The 18,132-nt window shown below is 73.6% G+C and carries 22 protein-coding genes and 1 riboswitch; of the genes, 18 read left to right on the forward strand and 4 right to left on the reverse strand.

Annotated elements, in window-relative coordinates; translation table 11 throughout:
• Positions 1-18 precede the first annotated feature (18 nt).
• The 8 genes from ACIOJE_RS15710 to ACIOJE_RS15745 all read left to right on the forward strand — a co-directional run bounded on the left by ACIOJE_RS15710 (position 19) and on the right by ACIOJE_RS15745 (position 8,238).
• Positions 19-849: a shikimate dehydrogenase gene (locus ACIOJE_RS15710; RefSeq protein WP_400776603.1), complete on the forward strand. Its 831-nt coding sequence runs from the start codon at positions 19-21 to the stop codon at positions 847-849.
• 241 nt (positions 850-1,090) lie between these two features.
• Positions 1,091-2,275 (forward strand): chorismate synthase, encoded by a 1,185-nt coding sequence (aroC, locus tag ACIOJE_RS15715; protein ID WP_280682908.1) that lies wholly within the window; start codon positions 1,091-1,093, stop codon positions 2,273-2,275.
• Positions 2,272-2,793: a shikimate kinase gene (locus tag ACIOJE_RS15720; RefSeq protein WP_280682906.1), complete on the forward strand. Its 522-nt coding sequence runs from the start codon at positions 2,272-2,274 to the stop codon at positions 2,791-2,793. Before aroC ends, ACIOJE_RS15720 begins: the two co-directional genes overlap by 4 nt.
• On the forward strand, positions 2,786-3,877 hold the full coding sequence (aroB, locus tag ACIOJE_RS15725) for a 3-dehydroquinate synthase (protein ID WP_280682904.1): 1,092 nt from the start codon (positions 2,786-2,788) through the stop codon (positions 3,875-3,877). Before ACIOJE_RS15720 ends, aroB begins: the two co-directional genes overlap by 8 nt.
• A gap of 8 nt (positions 3,878-3,885) precedes the next feature.
• Positions 3,886-4,314: a type II 3-dehydroquinate dehydratase gene (aroQ, locus tag ACIOJE_RS15730; RefSeq protein ID WP_280683026.1), complete on the forward strand. Its 429-nt coding sequence runs from the start codon at positions 3,886-3,888 to the stop codon at positions 4,312-4,314.
• A gap of 85 nt (positions 4,315-4,399) precedes the next feature.
• Complete coding sequence (locus tag ACIOJE_RS15735; protein ID WP_400776753.1) at positions 4,400-5,266, forward strand: AAA family ATPase; 867 nt, start codon at positions 4,400-4,402, stop codon at positions 5,264-5,266.
• Between the two features lie 83 nt (positions 5,267-5,349).
• Positions 5,350-6,159 (forward strand): Fpg/Nei family DNA glycosylase, encoded by an 810-nt coding sequence (locus ACIOJE_RS15740; RefSeq protein WP_400776607.1) that lies wholly within the window; start codon positions 5,350-5,352, stop codon positions 6,157-6,159.
• Between the two features lie 72 nt (positions 6,160-6,231).
• Complete coding sequence (locus tag ACIOJE_RS15745) at positions 6,232-8,238, forward strand: AAA family ATPase (RefSeq protein WP_400776609.1); 2,007 nt, start codon at positions 6,232-6,234, stop codon at positions 8,236-8,238.
• 8 nt (positions 8,239-8,246) lie between these two features.
• On the opposite strand, the gene ACIOJE_RS15750 is transcribed toward ACIOJE_RS15745, so the two are convergent.
• On the reverse strand, positions 8,247-9,938 hold the full coding sequence (locus tag ACIOJE_RS15750; RefSeq protein ID WP_400776612.1) for a hypothetical protein: 1,692 nt from the start codon (positions 9,936-9,938) through the stop codon (positions 8,247-8,249).
• A 69-nt stretch (positions 9,939-10,007) separates the two neighbouring features.
• On the reverse strand, positions 10,008-10,391 hold the full coding sequence (locus ACIOJE_RS15755) for a metalloregulator ArsR/SmtB family transcription factor (RefSeq protein ID WP_280682896.1): 384 nt from the start codon (positions 10,389-10,391) through the stop codon (positions 10,008-10,010).
• Positions 10,392-10,472: 81 nt separating this feature from the next.
• A riboswitch (cobalamin riboswitch) is annotated at positions 10,473-10,687 on the forward strand.
• A 31-nt stretch (positions 10,688-10,718) separates the two neighbouring features.
• On the opposite strand from ACIOJE_RS15755, the gene ACIOJE_RS15760 reads away from it, so the two are divergent.
• Positions 10,719-11,831 carry a HoxN/HupN/NixA family nickel/cobalt transporter gene (locus tag ACIOJE_RS15760; protein WP_400776614.1) on the forward strand — a complete coding sequence of 371 codons (1,113 nt, stop codon included), beginning with the start codon at positions 10,719-10,721 and terminating at the stop codon, positions 11,829-11,831.
• Positions 11,832-11,898: 67 nt separating this feature from the next.
• Here ACIOJE_RS15760 and ACIOJE_RS15765 read toward each other — a convergent pair whose 3' ends face one another.
• Both ACIOJE_RS15765 and rpmG read right to left on the reverse strand, forming a co-directional pair.
• Complete coding sequence (locus tag ACIOJE_RS15765) at positions 11,899-12,147, reverse strand: type B 50S ribosomal protein L31 (RefSeq protein WP_400666788.1); 249 nt, start codon at positions 12,145-12,147, stop codon at positions 11,899-11,901.
• Between the two features lie 26 nt (positions 12,148-12,173).
• Positions 12,174-12,338, reverse strand: a complete 165-nt coding sequence (gene rpmG, locus ACIOJE_RS15770) for a 50S ribosomal protein L33 (RefSeq protein WP_280682890.1) — start codon at positions 12,336-12,338, stop codon at positions 12,174-12,176.
• Positions 12,339-12,478: 140 nt separating this feature from the next.
• Here rpmG and rpmB point away from each other — a divergent pair, with 140 nt between their 5' ends.
• The 9 genes from rpmB (at position 12,479) to ACIOJE_RS15815 (ending at position 18,000) form a co-directional block, all read left to right on the forward strand.
• Positions 12,479-12,715, forward strand: a complete 237-nt coding sequence (gene rpmB, locus ACIOJE_RS15775) for a 50S ribosomal protein L28 (protein WP_280682888.1) — start codon at positions 12,479-12,481, stop codon at positions 12,713-12,715.
• Positions 12,715-13,020: a 30S ribosomal protein S14 gene (rpsN, locus tag ACIOJE_RS15780; protein ID WP_400776619.1), complete on the forward strand. Its 306-nt coding sequence runs from the start codon at positions 12,715-12,717 to the stop codon at positions 13,018-13,020. The genes rpmB and rpsN overlap by 1 nt, the downstream gene beginning before the upstream one ends.
• Positions 13,021-13,061: 41 nt before the next feature.
• Positions 13,062-14,228 (forward strand): CobW family GTP-binding protein, encoded by a 1,167-nt coding sequence (locus tag ACIOJE_RS15785; RefSeq protein WP_400776756.1) that lies wholly within the window; start codon positions 13,062-13,064, stop codon positions 14,226-14,228.
• A gap of 12 nt (positions 14,229-14,240) precedes the next feature.
• Entirely contained in the window at positions 14,241-14,477 is a 237-nt protein-coding gene (gene rpsR / locus ACIOJE_RS15790) for a 30S ribosomal protein S18 (protein ID WP_400776621.1), read from the forward strand.
• A gap of 9 nt (positions 14,478-14,486) precedes the next feature.
• Positions 14,487-14,693: a 50S ribosomal protein L32 gene (locus ACIOJE_RS15795; RefSeq protein WP_400776623.1), complete on the forward strand. Its 207-nt coding sequence runs from the start codon at positions 14,487-14,489 to the stop codon at positions 14,691-14,693.
• Positions 14,694-14,817: 124 nt separating this feature from the next.
• Complete coding sequence (locus tag ACIOJE_RS15800) at positions 14,818-15,924, forward strand: M24 family metallopeptidase (protein ID WP_400776624.1); 1,107 nt, start codon at positions 14,818-14,820, stop codon at positions 15,922-15,924.
• 79 nt (positions 15,925-16,003) lie between these two features.
• Positions 16,004-16,567: an elongation factor P gene (efp, locus tag ACIOJE_RS15805; RefSeq protein ID WP_280682879.1), complete on the forward strand. Its 564-nt coding sequence runs from the start codon at positions 16,004-16,006 to the stop codon at positions 16,565-16,567.
• 4 nt (positions 16,568-16,571) lie between these two features.
• Complete coding sequence (nusB, locus tag ACIOJE_RS15810) at positions 16,572-17,009, forward strand: transcription antitermination factor NusB (protein ID WP_280682877.1); 438 nt, start codon at positions 16,572-16,574, stop codon at positions 17,007-17,009.
• Positions 17,010-17,172: 163 nt separating this feature from the next.
• The gene (locus ACIOJE_RS15815) at positions 17,173-18,000 is read left to right on the forward strand and encodes a thioesterase family protein (protein ID WP_280682874.1); all 828 of its coding nucleotides are present in this window, start codon (positions 17,173-17,175) and stop codon (positions 17,998-18,000) included.
• The last annotated feature ends 132 nt before the right edge of the window (positions 18,001-18,132 follow it).

Below are 18,132 nucleotides of genomic sequence, written 5' to 3' on the forward strand. Positions count from 1 at the left end.
GTTCAGGGAGAAGCAGCGTTGACCAGCAAGCACCGGGCGGCCGTTCTCGGCTCGCCGATCGCCCACTCGCTCTCGCCGGACCTGCACCGGGCCGCCTTCGCGGCGCTCCGGCTGGACGGCTGGCGCTACGACCGCTTCGAGGTGGACGAGGCCGGTCTGCCCGGCTTCCTCGCCGGGCTGGACGAGGCCGAGTGGGCGGGGCTGTCGCTGACCATGCCGCTGAAGCGGGCGATCATCCCGCTGCTGGACGAGGTGAGCGCGACGGCCCGCTCGGTGGACGCGGTCAACACCGTGGTGTTCACCGCCGACGGGCGGTGCACCGGGGACAACACCGACGTCCCCGGGCTGGTGAACGCGCTGCGCGAGCGCGGCATCACCGAGGTGCCGGGCGCGGCCGTGCTGGGCGCCGGGGCCACCGCCTCCTCGGCGCTGGCGGCGCTCGCCCAGGTCTGCACCGGTGAGGTGACCGTCTACGTGCGCAGCGCGGAGCGGGCCCGGGAGATGGCCGAGCTGGGCGAGCGGCTGGGCGTCGTCGTCCGCACCGCCGACTGGGAACGCGGGGCCGAGGCGCTGGCGCAGCCGCTGACCGTCTCCACCACGCCCGTCGGCGCGACCGACGCCTTCGCCGAGGCGGTGCCCGCCGTGCCGGGGGCGCTGTTCGACGTGCTCTACCACCCGTGGCCGACGGCGCTGGCCGCCGCGTGCGCGGAGCGCGGGGCGACCGTCCTGGGTGGGCTGGACCTGCTGGTGCACCAGGCGGTGCTGCAGAGCGAGGCCTTCACCGGGCGGGCGCCGGGGCCGCTGGCGGCGATGCGCGAGGCGGGCGAGCAGGCCCTCGCCGGGCGCTGAGGCCGCGCCGGTGACCGGATCTCGCCGACCACCGCCGCGCCGGGTGGCCGGAATCGCGCCGACCACCGCCGCGCCGGGTGGCCGGAATCGCGCCGACCGCCGTCCCGCCGGGTGGCCGGTAGCCGTCCGTCACGCGGACTCCGCTCCCGGGTGCCGCCGGGGCATGAAAGGATTCAGTCACAAGGCACGTCCGGGCGGGCCCCGGCGGTGCCGTGGCCGGTCCGCTGATGAAGGAGCTCCGTTGGGTACGTTGCGCTGGCTGACGGCGGGGGAGTCGCACGGCCCCGCACTCGTCGCGACGCTGGAAGGCCTGCCCGCCGGTGTACCGGTCACCACCGCGGTGGTGGCCGACGCGCTGGCGCGCCGCCGGCTCGGTTACGGTCGCGGCGCACGGATGAAGTTCGAGCAGGACGAGGTGACCTTCCTCGGCGGTGTTCGGCACGGCGAGACCATGGGCAGCCCGGTCGCGGTCATGGTCGGCAACACCGAGTGGCCGAAGTGGGAGCAGGTCATGTCGGCCGACCCGGTCGACCCCGAGGTGCTGGCCGGCCTGGCCCGCAACGAGGCGCTCACCCGCCCCCGCCCCGGCCACGCCGACCTGGCCGGCATGCAGAAGTACTCGATCGACGAGGCCCGCCCGATCCTGGAGCGCGCCAGCGCCCGCGAGACGGCCGCCCGGGTCGCGCTCGGCGCCGTCGCCCGCGCGTACCTGAAGGAGACCTGCGGGATCGAGATCGTCAGCCACGTGGTCGAGCTGGCCGCCGCCAAGGCCCCGGCCGGCGTGCTGCCGCTGCCCTCGGACGAGGCGAAGCTGGACGCCGACCCGGTCCGCTGCCTGGACGCCGACGCCTCGAAGGCGATGGTCGCCGAGATCGACCAGGCCCACAAGGACGGCGACACCCTCGGCGGTGTGGTCGAGGTGCTGGCGTACGGCGTGCCGGTGGGCCTCGGCTCGCACGTGCACTGGGACCGCCGGCTGGACGCCCGGCTGGCCGCCGCGCTGATGGGCATCCAGGCGATCAAGGGCGTCGAGGTCGGCGACGGCTTCGAGCTGGCCCGGGTGCCCGGCTCCAAGGCGCACGACGAGATCGTCCCGACCCCCGAGGGCGTCAAGCGCACCTCCGGCCGCTCCGGCGGCACCGAGGGCGGGCTGTCCACCGGCGAGGTGCTGCGGGTGCGTGCGGCGATGAAGCCGATCGCCACCGTGCCGCGGGCGCTGCAGACCCTGGACGTGCGCACCGGCGAGCCGGCCAAGGCGCACCACCAGCGCTCGGACGTCTGCGCCGTGCCGGCCGCGGGGATCGTCGCGGAGGCGATGGTCGCGCTGGTGCTGGCCGACGCGGTGAACGAGAAGTTCGGCGGTGACCACGTCTCCGAGACCCGCCGCAACGTGCAGAACTACCTCGACAACCTGATCATCCGATGACTATTCCGGTCGTTGTGCTGGTCGGTCCGCCCGGCAGTGGCAAGTCCACCGTCGGGCGGGCTCTGGCCGAGCGCCTGGGCGTCGCCTTCCGGGACACCGACGCCGACATCGAGGCGCTGGCCGGCAAGCCCATCCCGGAGATCTTCATCGACGAGGGCGAGCCGCACTTCCGCGAGCTGGAGGTCCGGGCCGTGCGCGCGGGCGCCACGGAGCACGGCGGCGTCCTGGCGCTCGGTGGCGGTGCGGTGATGGCCGAGGCCACCCGCGCGCTGCTGCGCGAGCTGCCGGTGGTCTTCCTGGAGGTCCCGCTGGCGGACGCGGTCAAGCGGGTCGGCCTGGACGCCCCGCGCCCGCTGCTGGCCGTCAACCCGCGGGCCCGCTGGCGCGAGCTGATGGAGGCCCGCCGCCCCCTCTACCTGGAGGTGGCCACCGCCGTCGTCGACACCGCCGGCCGCACCCCGGAGCAGGTCGCGGACGCCGTACTGGAAGCACTGGAGCTGAAGACCCCCCATGACTGACCCCATCGTCAGGATTCACGTCGGCGGCAGCGCCGGCCACGACCCGTACGACGTGCTGATCGGGCACCAGCTGCTCGGCGAGCTGGCGCCGCTCATCGGCACTCGCGCCAAGCGGGTCGCGATCATCCACCCCGAGGCGCTGGCCGCCACCGCCGACGCCATCCGCGAGGACCTGCTCGGCGAGGGCTACGAGGCGATCGCCCTCCAGGTGCCCAACGCCGAGGACGCCAAGAGCGCCGAGGTCGCCGCGTACTGCTGGTCGGTGCTCGGGCAGACCGGTTTCACCCGCAGCGACGTCGTCGTCGGCCTGGGTGGCGGCGCCACCACCGACCTGGCCGGCTTCGTGGCCGCCACCTGGCTGCGCGGCGTGCGCTGGATCTCCATGCCCACCACGCTGCTCGGCATGGTCGACGCGGCCGTCGGCGGCAAGACCGGCATCAACATCGCCGAGGGCAAGAACATGGTCGGCGCCTTCCACCCGCCGGTGGGCGTGCTGGCCGACCTCGACACCCTGGCGACCGTGCCCAAGCACGACTACGTCTCCGGCCTCGCCGAGGTCATCAAGTGCGGCTTCATCGCCGACCCGGCCATCCTCGACCTGATCGAGGCCGACCCGGAGGGCGCCAAGACCCCGGACGGCCCGCACACCGTCGAGCTGATCCGCCGCGCCATCCAGGTCAAGGCCGACGTGGTCTCCGGGGACCTCAAGGAATCCGGCCGACGCGAGATCCTCAACTACGGCCACACCCTCGGCCACGCCATCGAGCGCAACGAGCGCTACAAGTGGCGGCACGGCGCCGCGATCTCCATCGGCATGGTCTTCGCCGCCGAACTCGGCCGCCTGGCCGGCCGGTTGGACGACGAGACGGCCGACCGGCACCGCGCCGTGCTGGCCTCCGTCGGCCTGCCGCTGCGGTACCAGGCGGACGCCTGGCCGAAGCTGCTGGACGCCATGAAGATCGACAAGAAGTCGCGCGGCGACCTGATCCGCTTCATCGTCCTGGACGGCCTCGGCAAGACCTCCGTCCTGGAGGGCCCCGACCCGTCCCTGCTGGTCGCCGCCTACGCGGAGGTCTCGGCGTGACCCGGGTGATGGTGCTCAACGGCCCCAACCTCGGGCGGCTCGGCAGCCGCGAGCCGGACGTCTACGGCGCCACGTCCTACGCCGGGCTGGTCGAGCGCTGCACCGCGCTCGGCCAGGAGTTCGGCTTCGAGGTCGAGGTCCACGAGACCAACTCCGAGCAGCAGATGGTGGAGTGGCTGCACGAGGCGGCCGACGGCAAGGTGCCCGTGGTGATCAACCCGGGCGCGTTCACGCACTACTCGTACGCCATGCGGGACGCCGCCGCGCAGCGCACCGCGCCGCTGATCGAGGTGCACATCTCCAACCCGTACGCGCGGGAGACCTTCCGGCACACCTCGGTGATCGCCGCGGTGGCCTCCGGCACCATCGCCGGGTTCGGGCTCGGCTCGTACGAGCTGGCCCTGCGCGCCCTGGCCGAACAGCTCACCACGCGCTGACGCCTGGTCAGCGGCCCGGCGGCGGACTGTGCCCGCCGCCGGGCCGCCGTGTAGTGTCCCCGCTGAGAGGTGTCGGGAGGTGACCGTGACGCAGTACGCCGGGGGTGGGCAGGTCCCGCCGCGTCCCGTCGCTCCGCCGGGGCCGCAGCCGTCGGGGAGCCGGTCGTCAGGGGCGCAGTCGTCGAGGGCGGTCGGTCCGCCGCCGGTGCCGCCGGCGTCCGCTCCGGTCGCTCCGGCCCCTGTGCCGACAGCACCGGTGCCCGCTCCGCCCGCGCCCGTCCCTCCGGCCCCCGCGCCGAGCGCGCCCGTCCCCGCCGGGGCCACCGGGCACTTCGTGCTGCCCTCCGGCATGCCCGTCCAGCTCCCCACCCACCCGCCCCAGCGGCACGCGCCCTCCGGGCCGATCGCCGTCCTGCTGATCGGACCTGCCGGAGCCGGCAAGACCACCGTCGCCCGGTACTGGGCCGAGCGCCGGCCCACCCCGACCGCGCACATCAGCCTGGACGACGTCCGCGAGTGGGTGCAGTCCGGCTTCGCCAACCCGCAGTCCGGCTGGAACAACGCCTCCGAGGCGCAGTACCGGCTGGCCCGCCGCACCTGCGGCTTCGCCTGCCGCAACTACCTCGCCAACGGCATCTCCTGCATCATCGACGACGCGGTCTTCCCGGACCGCCCGGCGATCGGCCTCGGCGGCTGGAAGCGGCACATCGGCCCCGGCATGATCCCGGTCGTGCTGCTGCCCAGCCTGGACTCCGTGCTGCGCCGCAACGCCCGGCGCGGCGGCACCCGGCGGCTCGGCGACGAGGAGGTGGCGCGGATCCACGGCCGGATGGCCGGCTGGTACAACTCCGGGCTGCCGATCATCGACAACTCCCACCTGGACGTCGCCGGCACCGCCGCCGAGCTGGACCGCGTCATCCTGGCCCGGCTGATGGGCATGCCGGTCCGCTGACCCGGGGTGTGTCGGTCCCGGCTGCGATGATGGACGAGTCCTTGGACCCGTCCTGTCGAACCACCCCGGGGGAGCTGACGCCCGTGCCGGAAGGCCACATCATCCACCGCCTCGCCGCCGAGAACCGGACGGCCTTCGGCGGCCGCCCGGTCGAGGTGTCCAGCCCGCAGGGCCGGTTCGCCGACGAGGCCAAGGCGATCGACGGGCAACTGCTCACCGGAGCCGAGGCCACCGGCAAGCACCTGTTCCTCGGCTTCGAGGAGGGCGCCTGGGTGCACGTCCACCTCGGCCTCTACGGCGGCTTCACCTTCGGCATCGGTCCCGCGCCCGAGCCGGTCGGCCTGGTCCGGCTGCGGCTGGCCAACGACGACGGCTACGCTGACCTGCGCGGCCCGAACACCTGCGCGCTGGTGACCGGCGCCGAGAAGGCCGCCGTCGCCGCCCGCCTCGGGCCCGACCCGCTGCGCGCCGACGCCGATCCGGAGGCCGCCTGGCGGCGGATATCGGGGAGCCGGACGACCGTCGCCGCGCTGCTCATGGACCAGAAGGTGCTGGCCGGGGTGGGCAACGTCTACCGGGCCGAGGTGCTGTTCCGACACGGGATCAACCCGCACCGGGCCGGTCGCGACCTCACCCGGGGCGAGTGGGACGCGATCTGGGCCGACCTGGTCGCCCTGATGCACGAGGGCGTCGGCGCGGGCCGGATCGACACCGTACGCCCCGAGCACACCCCCGAGGTGATGGGCCGCCCGCCGCGGGTCGACGACCACGGCGGCGAGGTCTACGTCTACCGCCGCGCCGCGATGCCCTGCCTGGTCTGCGGCACCGACGTCCGCACCGAGCAGCACGCCGCGCGCAACCTCTTCTGGTGCCCGCGCTGCCAGGCGGCCTGAGGCCCTGATCCGCCCTCCGGCCCGGCGCCCAGCCCGTAGGCTGGGGCCGACCGGCCGGAGGGAGCAGGCAAGATGGAGCATCACCGGGTGGCCAACACCGTGTCAGGGACGGTGGGCGGCCATGTGGTGCAGGCCGAGAACATCGGGTCGGTGCACATCCACCCCCGTCCCGAGCCGCCGCCGAGGCCTCATCAGGTCCGGTCGCCGTACGGCCCGTTCGTCAACCGTGAGCCGGAGTTCGCCGCGCTGAGCGCGGCCTTGGGCCGAGTCGAGACGGGCGGACTGGGGATCGTGGTGTTCACCGGCCTCGGTGGGGTCGGGAAGACCGAACTGATCGCCAAGTTCACCGAGGAGCACCGGGCGCGCTTCCCCGACGGGGACCTCTACGCGGACCTCCAGGCGTACCGCCACCAGGGTGGGGTGGACCTCCCCGCGCTGCTGGCCGGCTTCCTGCGCGCCCTCGGCACGGAGCCCCCGGCGGTGGAGGCGGAGCGGTTCACGACGTTCCGGACGGTCACCGCCGAGCGCCGGTGCCTGTTCTTCCTGGACAACGTCGAGCACGCCGCCGAGGTCCGGGCGCTGCTCCCGTCCTGCGGGCTGGTGGTGGTCGCGAGCCGGCGGCGGCTGCCCGCGCTGCGGACGGTCGGCGCCGAGGTGCGGCAGCTCGGGCCGCTGAGCGCGACGGCCGGCGCCGATCTGGTGCGGGCCTGGCTGGGCTCCGAGCGGGGCACCGACGGGGAGCTGGCGGCGCTGGTCGAGCTGTGCGGCGGGTTGCCGCTGGCGCTGAACGCGGTCGGCAGCCAGCTGCTGGACCGCGACAACCTGCCGCTCGGTCGGGTGGTGGCCGAACTGCACGACCGCGAGGGCAGGGTGGCCGTGCTGCACGACGAGGAGAGCGACCTCGGCCCGACCTACGACCTGGTCTACGAGCGGTTGTCGCCGCAGGGCCGGGCGCTCTACCACCTCATCGGCGTGCACCCTGGCCCCTTCGTGTCCGCCGAACTGGCGCGCGCGGCGGGCGTCGAACAGGCCGGGGCGGCGCTGACCGAGCTGCGCGCCGTGCACCTGCTGGACGAGGTGGTGGACGACGGCCTCGACGATCGCTTCCGGGCCCATGACGTGGTGCGGCTGCACGCCTATGACCGCACCCGCGAGCTGCCCGGCCGGGTCGAGCTCCTCGCCCGCGTCGTGGCGTACTTCCGGGGCCGGGCGTCGCTGGCGGACCGTGCGATGGGGGCGAGGCTGCGGTTGCAGGACCCGAGCGGCGAGGGGCTGCCCGGATTCGCCTCGTACCCGGAGGCACTGGAGTGGCTGCAGGCCGAACGGGCCAACCTGCGCGCGGCGGTGGAGGCGGCGGCCAAGCAGAAGTGGCACGGCGAGGTGTGGCGGCTCTGTGAGTCGCTGTGGCCGCTGTACCACGGCCGCAAGCACTACCAGGACCTGATCGCCACGCACCGGCTCGGCGTGACGTCGGCCCAGTGGGACAACCGGCCGGACGCCGTGGTCCGGATGCGCAATCAACTGGCCCGCGCCCACTTCGAGCGCAAGGAGTACGCGCTCGCCGCCGAGCAGCTGGAGGTCGCCTCCGAACTGGTGCCGCTGGTGACCGACCAGCGCGTCGTGGGCGTGCTGTACGAGACGGACGGTCTGCTCTGCCTGGCCGACGGCCGGTCGGCCCGGGCGGCGGAGCGGTTCGCACTGGCCCGCGAGGCCAACCGGGGCGACCGGCACGGCGAGATCGTGCAGAGCTACAACCTGGCGCAGGCGCTGATCGCCGACGACCGCCCGGAGCAGGCGCTGGCCGTCCTGGACGAGGCCACGGCACGAGCCGAGGAGCCCGAGCGGGACACCGCCATGCTGGTGAAGCTGCCCTTGGTCCGTGCCCGGGCCTACCGGGCTCTGGGACGGCTTGACCTTGCCGTCGCCCAAGCCGAGGAGTGCGCCCGGCTGGCGTCCGGTCAGCGCGAGTACGCGAAGGCGGCGCAGGCGTACACCCTGCTGGTCGCCCTCGCCGAGGAGCTGGAGGACGCGGAGCTGGCGGAGCACACCCGCGAGCGGCTGCGACAGCTGCGGGGCTAGGGCCTGTCCTAGGGTCCGCCGGGCAGGCCCTGAGGCCCGGTGCTGAAGGAGACCCGGGTGTGGTGGTCGCCGGTGCGGATGGTGAGGCCGTGCCCGGGGAGGCGGGTCGGGTCGCCGCCGTCGGCGAGCCAGGACGCCACGGCGGAGCCGAGCAGCAGCGGGTCGAGGGTGGGGTCGGGGCGGTCCCAGTCCGGTTCGGCGCGGGCTTCGAGCAGCAGGCCGGTGTGCAGTCGGAGCAGGTGGCGGGCCGGGCCGAGGGCGGCCACCGCGACGGCGAGGCCGGGCAGTTCGGCGGCGGTGTCGGCGAGCCAGCGGGTGGCGGGGCGTTCGGCGTGGGTCTCGGTGCGGGCGAGCACTTCGGCGGTGTAGCGCAGGGCGTCGTCCGGGTGTTCGTCGGTGAGGGCGTGGAAGCCGCGCGGGGTGTGGTCGTCGGGATCGAAGGGGTAGCGTCGCAGGCTCACCTCCGTCCCCTCGCTCTTGCCCTCGACGTCGTAGGCGGTGGGCCGGTCGGTGGCCCCGGGGCGGGGGACGGGCTTGGGGTAGGGCGGCAGGACCGGTTCGTCCCGGGGTTCGTCCAGCCCGTCCAGGAAGGAGTAGAGCAGCGGGCGCAGCACTTGGGCGGACTCGCCGCGGTGGGCGAGCGAGCGGTCGGTGATCGGGCGCAGGCCGGTCGGGTCCTGGTGCAGGGCCTGTTCGAGCTGGGCGAGCAGATCCCCGTCGGGGTCGAGGGCGGGGGCGGTCTGGCCGAAGGCGTAGCTGGGGGAGCGCGGGTCGAGTTCGGCGGCGCCGGTGGCGACCAGCAGGGTGGGGCGTTCCAGGGCGGCGCCGTAGACGGACACCGAGCCGTGGTCGCCGATCAGGCAGTCGGCGGCGACGAGGGCGGCCTGCCAGCCCTGGTGGGGCGGGATGAGGCGCAGGCCCATCCGGCGTGCGTCGTCGAGCAGGGCCTCGGGGTCGTGCCGGTTCCAGATGTTGGGGTGCAGGACGACGGCCACCGTGTACTCGTCGGCGGGGAGTTGGCGGACCAGCCGCTGGGGCAGGTCGGGGTGGCGGCCGAATAACGAGTGCTCGCTCCAGGTGGAGTTGACGACGACGAGCCGCCGGCCGTCGACGGCGCCGAGGGCGGCGCGGTAGCCGTCGCGGGAGCGGCGGCTGCGGAGCATCCGGTCGAAGCAGGGGTCGCCGACGACCTGGGCGACATCGAGGGCCTCGGGGCAGGAGATCCGTAGCCGGTCCAGCTGTTCGGGGTGGGAGAGGCCGAGGACGTCGACGAACACCCGCCCGTGGTAGGTGAGTTCGTTGCGGGAGAGGCCTGCGGAGCTGACCGTGTCGCCGGTGGACTCGGTCACCAGGCGGTTGTAGCCGGCGCCGTGCGGGAGGACGACGAGCCGGGCGTCGAGGCGGTGCATGGAGGCGTGGACGGCGCAGGCGACGGCCAGGTCGAAGCGGCGCCGGACGGCGTCCTCCCAGTCCAGCACGGTGATGCCGGGCAGGTCGCGCAGGTAGTCGTCGAGGCCGTCGGCGAACGCGGAGCCGGGGTTGATGGTGAAGTACCGTTCGATGCCGTCCCGGCGGAGCAGGGTGAGGACGTCGAGGACCCGGGTGGCCGAGGTGAGGGTGCGGGCGACCGCCAGCACGTGGGCGGCGACCGGTCTGGTGTTCCAGCGGTCGGCGGGCCAGGCGTGTTGGTGGGGTGGCACGTCATGATCGTACTCATCAGGCCGTGTCGTGGCGCGCCGTTCGCGGGAGTCGGTCGGCCCGGGTGTCGGTCAGCCGGTCGCCGCGGTGGGCTCGTGGTGCTCGGCGGCGGCGCACTCGTCGAGGAGGGGGCGCAGGGTGTCGTCCACGAGCCGGTAGCGCACGACGCGGCCGTCCCTGTCGCCGGTGACGACGCCGGCCGTCCGGAGCAGCCGCAGGGCCTGGGAGACGGCGGGGTCGCGCATGCCGGTGGCGACGGCGAGGTCGGTCACGGCGAGCGGGCCGGCCCGGTGGAGGGCGAGCAGGAGGGCGAGCCGTCCGGGGTCGGCGAGCAGGGAGAACCGCTCGGCCCAGGAGCGGACGTGCGCGGTGTCGCCGATCGCGGCGATGGCCTCGCAGACCCGGTGTCCGTCGATGGTGCGGTGGCCCGCGCGGTCGGCCGGTACGAGATGCATGCGCTCATTGTCGCAGGCGGGGGCGTGTGATCCTGGACACCTGCGCAGGTGCGCAGCCTTGCAAGGGTGGGGCCTGGCCCCTACGGTGTTCCCCGCCGTGGTGCTCGGGAAGACCGGTGACGGATCCTCAGGGATCCCAGCCCGGAGCGGCCCTCGCCACTGTGATCGGGCCATCGCGATCGTCGTCGATGGAGAGTCGTCCGTACCCACGACGCCACTGGGAGCCTCGCGCGCCTGGGAAGGCGGGTACGGAATCCCCGTAAGCCAGGAGACCGGCCACGGCATCTCACGAACTGTTTCCACGAGGTGCTGGAGCGTGACCCGAAGATGACCGTGCCCGAAACCGCCGCCGCCGAGCCGACGGCGACACCGCCCGCGCTGCCCACGTTCCGTTGGAGGCGCGAGGACACCATCCGTACGGCCGGGCTGATGGGGGTGATCGTGGCCATGCACGTGGTGGCCTTCGGGACGCTCGTCTTCCTGGTGGCGCCGCACAGGTACGAGGTCGGTACCCAGGTCTTCGGGGTGGGCCTGGGGATCACCGCGTACACCCTCGGGATGCGGCACGCCTTCGACGCCGACCACATCGCGGTGATCGACAACACCACCCGCAAGCTGATGGCGGACGGCAAGCGGCCGGTCTCGGTCGGCTTCTGGTTCGCCCTCGGGCACTCCTCGATGGTGGTGCTCATGGCGGCCCTGGTGGCGGGCGGCGCCCAGCTGGCCAACACCCTGATGGACGACGAGTCGGCCACCCACAAGTGGCTCGGGGTGGTCGGGACGACGACCTCCGGCGTGTTCCTCTACCTGATCGGCGCGCTCAACCTGGCCGCGCTGCTCGGCATCCTCAAGGTGTTCCGGTCGATGCGGGCCGGGTCGTACGACGAGGCGCAGCTGGAGGAGCACCTCAACTCGCGGGGGTTCATGGCCCGGGTGCTGAACCGGGCGACCCGGTCGATCACCCGGCCCGGGCAGATGTTCCCGGTGGGCATGGTGCTGGGGCTCGGCTTCGACACCGCGACCGAGGTCACCCTGATGGTGATGGCCGGGTCGGGCGCGGCGGCCGGGCTGCCCTGGTATGCGATCGTCTGCCTGCCGCTGCTGTTCGCGGCCGGGATGAGCCTGTTCGACACGCTGGACGGGACGTTCATGAACTTCGCGTACCAGTGGGCCTTCGCCAACCCGGTCCGGAAGGTGTACTACAACCTGACGATCACCGGGCTGTCGATCGCGGTGGCGTTCGTCATCGGCACCATCGAACTGGTCGGCGTGCTGCACGAGAAGCTCGACCTGACCGACCCGGTCACCGGCTGGATCGCGGACATCTCGCTGGACAACGTCGGCTACGCGATCGCCGGGCTGTTCGTGGTGGTCTGGGCCGCGGCGATCGCGTACTGGAAGCTGGCCCGGGTGGAGAAGCGCTGGGTGGCGGCCGAGTAGGGGCCACCGGTGGTCCGACGGCGCCTCCCTCGCGGGTTCGGGGGAGGCGCCGTCGCGTTGCCGCGGGTCAGTGCCGGTCGCCGTAGCGCTGACGGAAGCGCTCGACCCGGCCGGCGGTGTCCAGGACGCGCGACTGACCGGTGTAGAAGGGGTGGCTGGCCGAGGAGATCTCGACGTCGATCACCGGGTAGGTGGTGCCGTCCTCCCACTCGATCGTGCGGTCGCCGGTGACCGTCGAGCGGGTGAGGAAGGCGAGGCCGCCGACCTTGTCGCGGAAGACGACCGGGCGGTAGGCGGGGTGGATGCCGGGCTTCATGGGTGGGCTCCTTTTCGGGCGGGGGGTCAGCGCTCTTCGCGGAAGTCGACGTGCCGGCCCGCGACCGGGTCGTACTTGCGCAGGACCATCCGGTCCGGGTCGGTGCGGCGGTTCTTGCGGGTCACGTACGTGTAGCCGGTGCCGGCGGTGGAGCGGAGCTTGATGACGGGGCGCAGTTCGCTGCGGGCCATGGGTGTCCTCCCGGGTGGTCGGGGCGTTCGGGGCCGGGGTGTTCGGGGCTGGGGCGAAACCGTACACCGAAATGGAAGTCATTTTCATCTGGTGTAACGTGAGCTCCGTCCTGCCCATTCCCGGACGCCAGGGAGCATCCATGTCCGCCCACTGCCAACTCACCGGCCGTCGACCCGGTTTCGGCAACGCGATCTCGCACTCGCACCGCCGCACCCCCCGCCGCTTCGACCCCAACATCCAGCACAAGCGCTACTGGCTGCCCGGCGAGGGCCGGTACGTCCGGCTCACGCTCAGTGCCAAGGGCATCCGCACCATCGACACGATCGGCATCGAGGCCGCCGTCGCCCGCATCCGCGCCCGAGGGGGGAAGGTCTGATGGCCAAGCGGAGCAAGATCGCCAGGAACGAGCAGCGGCGCGCCGTCGTGGCGCGCTACGCCGAGCGCCGCGCCGAACTCAAGCGGATCATCGCCCACCCCGGCACCGCCGCAGCCGGGCGAGAAGCCGCGCAGGCCGAACTCGCCCGCCAGCCCCGTGACGCCAGCGCCACCCGGATCCGCAACCGCGATGCCGTCGACGGCCGCCCGCGCGGCTACCTGCGCGCCTTCGGCCTCTCCCGGATCAACCTCCGCGCCCACGCCCACGCCGGCCACCTGCCCGGCGTCCGGAAGGCCAGCTGGTGAGCGGCGTCGACGGGCCGGACCGCCCGGCCGGAATGGGCGGCATGGACGGGATCAAGCTGCCGGTGGTGGTCGTCGCCGGGCTCCACAGCGCCGAACGCCGCCTGGCGGTGGACGAGTTGATGCACGGCGCGGTGGACGCGGTGGTCCTCCACCACGACCTGCGGGAGTCCTCGCACGGCCTCGTCCACCGAGAGCTGCGCGACGGGGGAGGGGGGTTCGACGTCGCCGCCGTCCCGCTGGTGAACGACTGCCCCTGCTGCGCCCTGCGCGAGGACCTGGTGCCCCGGCTGGTGCGGATCGCCGACGAAGGCCGGTACGGGCTCGCGATCGTCGAACTGTGGGGCGGCAGCGACCCGCACCCGGCCGTCGAGGTGATCGCCGGGGGAGCGGCGGACGGCCGCCACCTGGAGGACGTCGTCGAACTCGCCGGCGTGGTCACCGCCGTCGACCCGGACCGGCTGATCGGCGAACTCTCGGTATCCGACGACCTGGTGGAGCACGGCGAGCACACCGCCGCCCAGGACGAGCGGACCCGCGCGGAGGCGCTCGCCCACCAGGTTGAGTACGCCACCACCCTGGCGGTGCCGCGCGCGACGGCGCACGCGCCCGGGCTCGCACTGCTCCGCCAGCTCCACCCCACCGCCCGGGTCGTCCGGCTCGGCACCAGCGCGCTCACCCGGGCCGCCCTCGGCGGCTTCGACGTCGCGGCCGCCCGCGACCGGGTCAACCCGGCGATAGCGCTGCTCCCGCAGGAGAGCGACGAGGCCGGCGTCACCACGCTGGTCTGGGAGCGCCGCCGGCCGCTGCACCCCGAGCGGCTGCACCGGGCGCTGGAACTGCTCGTCCCCGCCGCACAGCGCAGCCGCGGCCGCTTCTGGCTGGCGAACCGGCCCGACCTGATGCTCGCCTGGGACGCGGCCGGGGCCAACCTCGCCGTCGAGGAGTGCGGGCCCTGGCTCACCTCCCTGCCGGACGCCGCCTGGGACCGCTACCCGCCCGCCCGCCGGGCCGCCGCCGCCCTCGACTGGCACCCGCTGCACGGCGACCGGGTGCAGCAGCTCTGCTTCACCGCGGAGGGCCTGGACGTCGACGGCGTGACCGGGCTGCTCGATTCCTGCCTGCTCACCGACGCCGAGCTCGCCGCCGGCGAACCCGGCTGGAAGGCCCTGCCGGACGCCTTCCAGGACCTGCTCGACCCCGTTCACTGAGGAACCATCACTGTGCGTAAACGACCGAACGCACCCAAGGCCCGGCCCAACCCGCTGCTGGCCGCCGGCATCGAGTACGTCGACTACAAGGACACCGACCTGCTGCGGCGGTTCGTCTCCGACCGCGGCAAGATCCGAAGCCGCCGCGTCACCCGCCTCACCGTCCAGCAGCAGCGGGCCACGGCCCGGGCGATCAAGAACGCCCGCGAGATGGCCCTGCTCCCGTACGCCTCCGGCGCCACCCGGTAGGAGCCCCCGATGGCCGTCCCCGAGCGCAGGATCTCCCGCAGCAACACCCTCCCTCCTTGCCCGCCGGCGGGCAAGGAGGGGCCCATGCGCCGAGCCCGGTGGAAGGCCGAGGCCCCGAAGCCGGTCCCGATCACCCTGAACGGCCGCGAGCTGCTGGTCCCGCCGAACCTGGTCCCCGCCTACCGCCGCGGCCTGCTCGATCCGGAGGGGGAGTAGGCGCCTCCGGGGGCGGCCGAGCCGAGGGAGCGCAGGCGTCGGCTTGGGGCGTGCGAGGGTGCGGGCGCGCCCCGTCGGGGGTGCTCGGCGGGCGGATCGGGGTGGGGGTTCGTAGGCTCGACGCATGTCTGATGCGTACGCGGGTCGGCGGGAGCGGGTGAGGGAGCACTGCAGTGCGGCCGGGGCCGATGCGGCGCTGATCACCCGGGCGGCGAACGTGCGGTATCTGACGGGCTGCGCGCCCTGCGGGGCGACGCTGCTGCTGACCCGGGAGCGGACGTTGCTGGCGCTGCCGGACGACCTGCCGCAGGACGACACCGGGGAGCACCTGATCGCCGCGGACGTCCCCCAGGCGCCGGTGGCGGCCGGGGCGGACACCGCCCTGGCGGCCGCGGCCGCCGCCGCCCGGATGGGGGTGGCGGACCTGGCGGTGGAGGAGCACGACCTGACCGTCACCCGGCACCGGGCGGTGGCGAGCCTGGCGGAGGGGGCCCGGCTGGCCGACCTGGGGCAGGTGGTCGAGCGGCTGCGGGTGGTCAAGGACGAGCACGAGATCGCCGACCTGCGGATCGCCGCCGAGATCGCCGACCAGGCGCTCGGCGAGCTGCTGGAGTCGATCCTGGTCGGCCGCACCGAGCGGCACCTGGCGATGGAGCTGGAGCGCCGGATGATCGACCACGGCGCGGACCGGGCGGCCTACCCGGTGTCGGTCGGCACCGGCAGCCACTCCGGCCAACCCGCCCACCAGCCGACCGACCGCCGGGTGGAGGAGGGCGACTTCCTCACCGTGGTGATGGGCGCCCAGTACCGCGGCTACGGCGTCTCCACCGCCCGGACCTTCGTGATCGGCGCCGCCCCCGCGCCCTGGCAGGTGGAGCTGCACCGGCTGGTCTTCCGGGCGCAGCGGGCCGGCCGGGAGGCGCTCGGGCCGGGCGTGGAGCAGTACGTGCCCGACCGGGCCGCGCGGCAGATCCTGGAGGCGGCCGGCCACGGTGAGGCGTCCCCGCACCCGGTGGGCCACGGCATCGGGCTGGAGATCCGGGAGGCGCCGCGACTCGGTCCGTCGGACATGGGTAAACTGGACAGCCGCGTGCCGGTCACCGTCGGCCCAGGGGTCCACCTCCCGGGCAAGGGCGGCGTCCGGATCGAGGACACGCTCGTCGTCCGCCCCCTCGAGGAGGGCGGGCCCGAGCTGCTCACCATCACCACCAAGGAGCTCCTCGCCCTGTGACCGCGGCCTATCGACGGCCGTCGGCGACGGGACGCAAGCCTTGGTTCCTTGACAGCTATATCCAGGAGTAAGTGCGCCCGTGGCTTCCACGAACGATCTCAAGAACGGCATGGTCCTCAAGCTGGAGGGCGGCAAGCTCTGGTCCGTCGTCGAGTTCCAGCACGTCAAGCCCGGCAAGGGCCCGGCCTTCGTGCGCACGAAGCTCAAGGAGGTCCTGACGGGCAAGGTCGTCGACAAGACCTTCAACGCCGGCACCAAGGTCGAGACCGCCAACGTCGACAAGCGCGGCATGCAGTTCTCGTACAAGGACGGCGAGAACTTCGTGTTCATGGACACGGACACCTACGACCAGGTGACCGTCGAGCCCGCCGTCGTCGGCGACGCCGCCAAGTACCTGCTGGAGGGCTTCGACGCCCTGGTCGCCATGTACGAGGGCGCCCCGCTGTACATCGAGCTCCCGGCCTCGGTCGAGCTGGAGATCTCCCACACCGAGCCGGGCGTCCAGGGCGACCGCTCCACCGGTGGATCCAAGCCGGCCACGCTGGAGACCGGCGCCGAGATCGCCGTCCCGCTGTTCATCGTGACCGGCGAGAAGATCAAGGTCGACACCCGCGACGGCAGCTACCTCGGCCGGGTGAAGTAAGTCCGTGTCGGCCGCACGTAGCAAGGCCCGTACCCGGGCCTTCCAGATCCTCTTCGAGGCCGACCACCGCGGGGTCGACCCGCAGGCCGTCCTCGCCGACTGGGTGGCCCGCGCCCGCGAGCCGAAGCCCGACGAGGGCACCCCGCAGGTCGGCGAGTACACCATGGAGCTGATCGAGGGATACGTCCAGCACGCTCGCCGGATCGACGACCTGATCTCGCAGTACGCGGTGGGCTGGACGCTCGACCGGATGCCGATCGTGGACCGCAACGTCCTGCGGCTCGGCGCGTACGAGCTGATCTGGGAGGACGGCGTCCCGGACGCGGTCGTCCTGGACGAGGCCGTCGAGATCGCCAAGGAGTTCTCCACGGACGACTCCCCGGCCTTCGTCAACGGTCTGCTCGCCCGCTTCCTGGAGCTGAAGCCCAGCATCCGCCGGTAGGTCCTGTTCCGCCGGCGGGGGTGGCACCCCGCAGAACGGCCGCCGAACCCGGATTCCGGGTCCGGCGGCCGTCGCGGGTTTCACCCGGTCGGCGTAAGGTGGTCCCTACTCGCCAGTAACTTGGCGTTCGGAACCCCCGCAGTGAAGGGCAGGCCACCCCCCCATGACCACCGCGACCCGCAGCGAGTTCGACCAGGGCATCGCCCTGACCAGGCACCCTGACGAGCCCGGCCGCTACGAGGCCGAACTCGGCACCGGCTGGCAGATCGGCGGCGGGGTCAACGGCGGACTGCTGCTCGCCGTCGCCGGACACGCGCTGTCGCTGGAGCACGGCGACCACCCCGACCCGGTGTCGATCAGTGGTTACTACCTGTCCGCCTCCACCCCCGGCCCGGCCACCGTCCGCACCGAGGTGCTGCGCACCGGCCGCGGGCTCTCCACCGGCACCGCCTCGCTCAGCCAGGACGGCGTGGAGCGGCTGCGCGTGGTGGCCAGCCACGGCGACCTCGCCACCGCGGACGGCGAGGTGCGCACCAGCGCCGAGCCGCCGCGGCTGCCGCCGCCGGACCAGTGCATCGGCGTCGAGCACGCCCCCAAGGAACTGATCGCCCAGGCCGAGCTGCTGGAGCGCTTCGACCTGCGGCTCGACCCGGCCACCATCGGCTGGGCGCTCGGGCAGCCGTCCGGCAACGGCCGGATCCAGGGCTGGTTCCGGCTCGCCGACGGCCGCGAGCCCGACCCGCTGCTGCTCCTGCTGGTCGCCGATGCGCTGCCGCCGGTCACCTTCGACCTGGGTCTGCCCGGCTGGGCCCCGACTGTCGAGCTGACCGTCCACCTGCGGGCGAAGCCGGTCCCGGGCTGGCTGCGGGTCACCCACGCCACCCGCAACCTGGCCGGCGGGTACTTCGAGGAGGACGCCGAGGTCTGGGACGAGGCCGGCCGCCTGGTCGCGCAGTCCCGCCAGCTGGCGCGGGTGCCGCGCGGGGCCTGAATCAGACGATTTACCGTCGGTTACATTCCTGTGACACGCCGTACGTGTGCGGCGCGCGGTGGTGGGGAGGAAGACGGTCAGCGGCGAGCCCGCCGCTGACCGTCACCCGCCGATGCCAGGAGCCACGCGTGA

This window comes from Kitasatospora sp. NPDC087861, assembly GCF_044742585.1.
GTDB lineage: Bacteria > Actinomycetota > Actinomycetes > Streptomycetales > Streptomycetaceae > Kitasatospora.

Bases quoted from the DNA above. Each gene is read 5' to 3' on its own strand.
- ACIOJE_RS15720 (WP_280682906.1), top strand. From the start codon at position 2,272: ATGACTATTCCGGTCGTTGTGCTGGTCGGTCCGCCCGGCAGTGGCAAG.
- aroB (WP_280682904.1), top strand. From the start codon at position 2,786: ATGACTGACCCCATCGTCAGGATTCACGTCGGCGGCAGCGCCGGCCAC.
- aroQ (WP_280683026.1), top strand. From the start codon at position 3,886: ATGGTGCTCAACGGCCCCAACCTCGGGCGGCTCGGCAGCCGCGAGCCG.
- ACIOJE_RS15745 (WP_400776609.1), top strand. From the start codon at position 6,232: ATGGAGCATCACCGGGTGGCCAACACCGTGTCAGGGACGGTGGGCGGC.
- ACIOJE_RS15755 (WP_280682896.1), bottom strand. From the start codon at position 10,391: ATGCATCTCGTACCGGCCGACCGCGCGGGCCACCGCACCATCGACGGA.
- ACIOJE_RS15760 (WP_400776614.1), top strand. From the start codon at position 10,719: ATGACCGTGCCCGAAACCGCCGCCGCCGAGCCGACGGCGACACCGCCC.
- ACIOJE_RS15765 (WP_400666788.1), bottom strand. From the start codon at position 12,147: ATGAAGCCCGGCATCCACCCCGCCTACCGCCCGGTCGTCTTCCGCGAC.
- rpmG (WP_280682890.1), bottom strand. From the start codon at position 12,338: ATGGCCCGCAGCGAACTGCGCCCCGTCATCAAGCTCCGCTCCACCGCC.
- rpmB (WP_280682888.1), top strand. From the start codon at position 12,479: ATGTCCGCCCACTGCCAACTCACCGGCCGTCGACCCGGTTTCGGCAAC.
- rpsN (WP_400776619.1), top strand. From the start codon at position 12,715: ATGGCCAAGCGGAGCAAGATCGCCAGGAACGAGCAGCGGCGCGCCGTC.
- ACIOJE_RS15785 (WP_400776756.1), top strand. From the start codon at position 13,062: ATGGACGGGATCAAGCTGCCGGTGGTGGTCGTCGCCGGGCTCCACAGC.
- ACIOJE_RS15795 (WP_400776623.1), top strand. From the start codon at position 14,487: ATGGCCGTCCCCGAGCGCAGGATCTCCCGCAGCAACACCCTCCCTCCT.
- ACIOJE_RS15800 (WP_400776624.1), top strand. From the start codon at position 14,818: ATGTCTGATGCGTACGCGGGTCGGCGGGAGCGGGTGAGGGAGCACTGC.
- ACIOJE_RS15815 (WP_280682874.1), top strand. From the start codon at position 17,173: ATGACCACCGCGACCCGCAGCGAGTTCGACCAGGGCATCGCCCTGACC.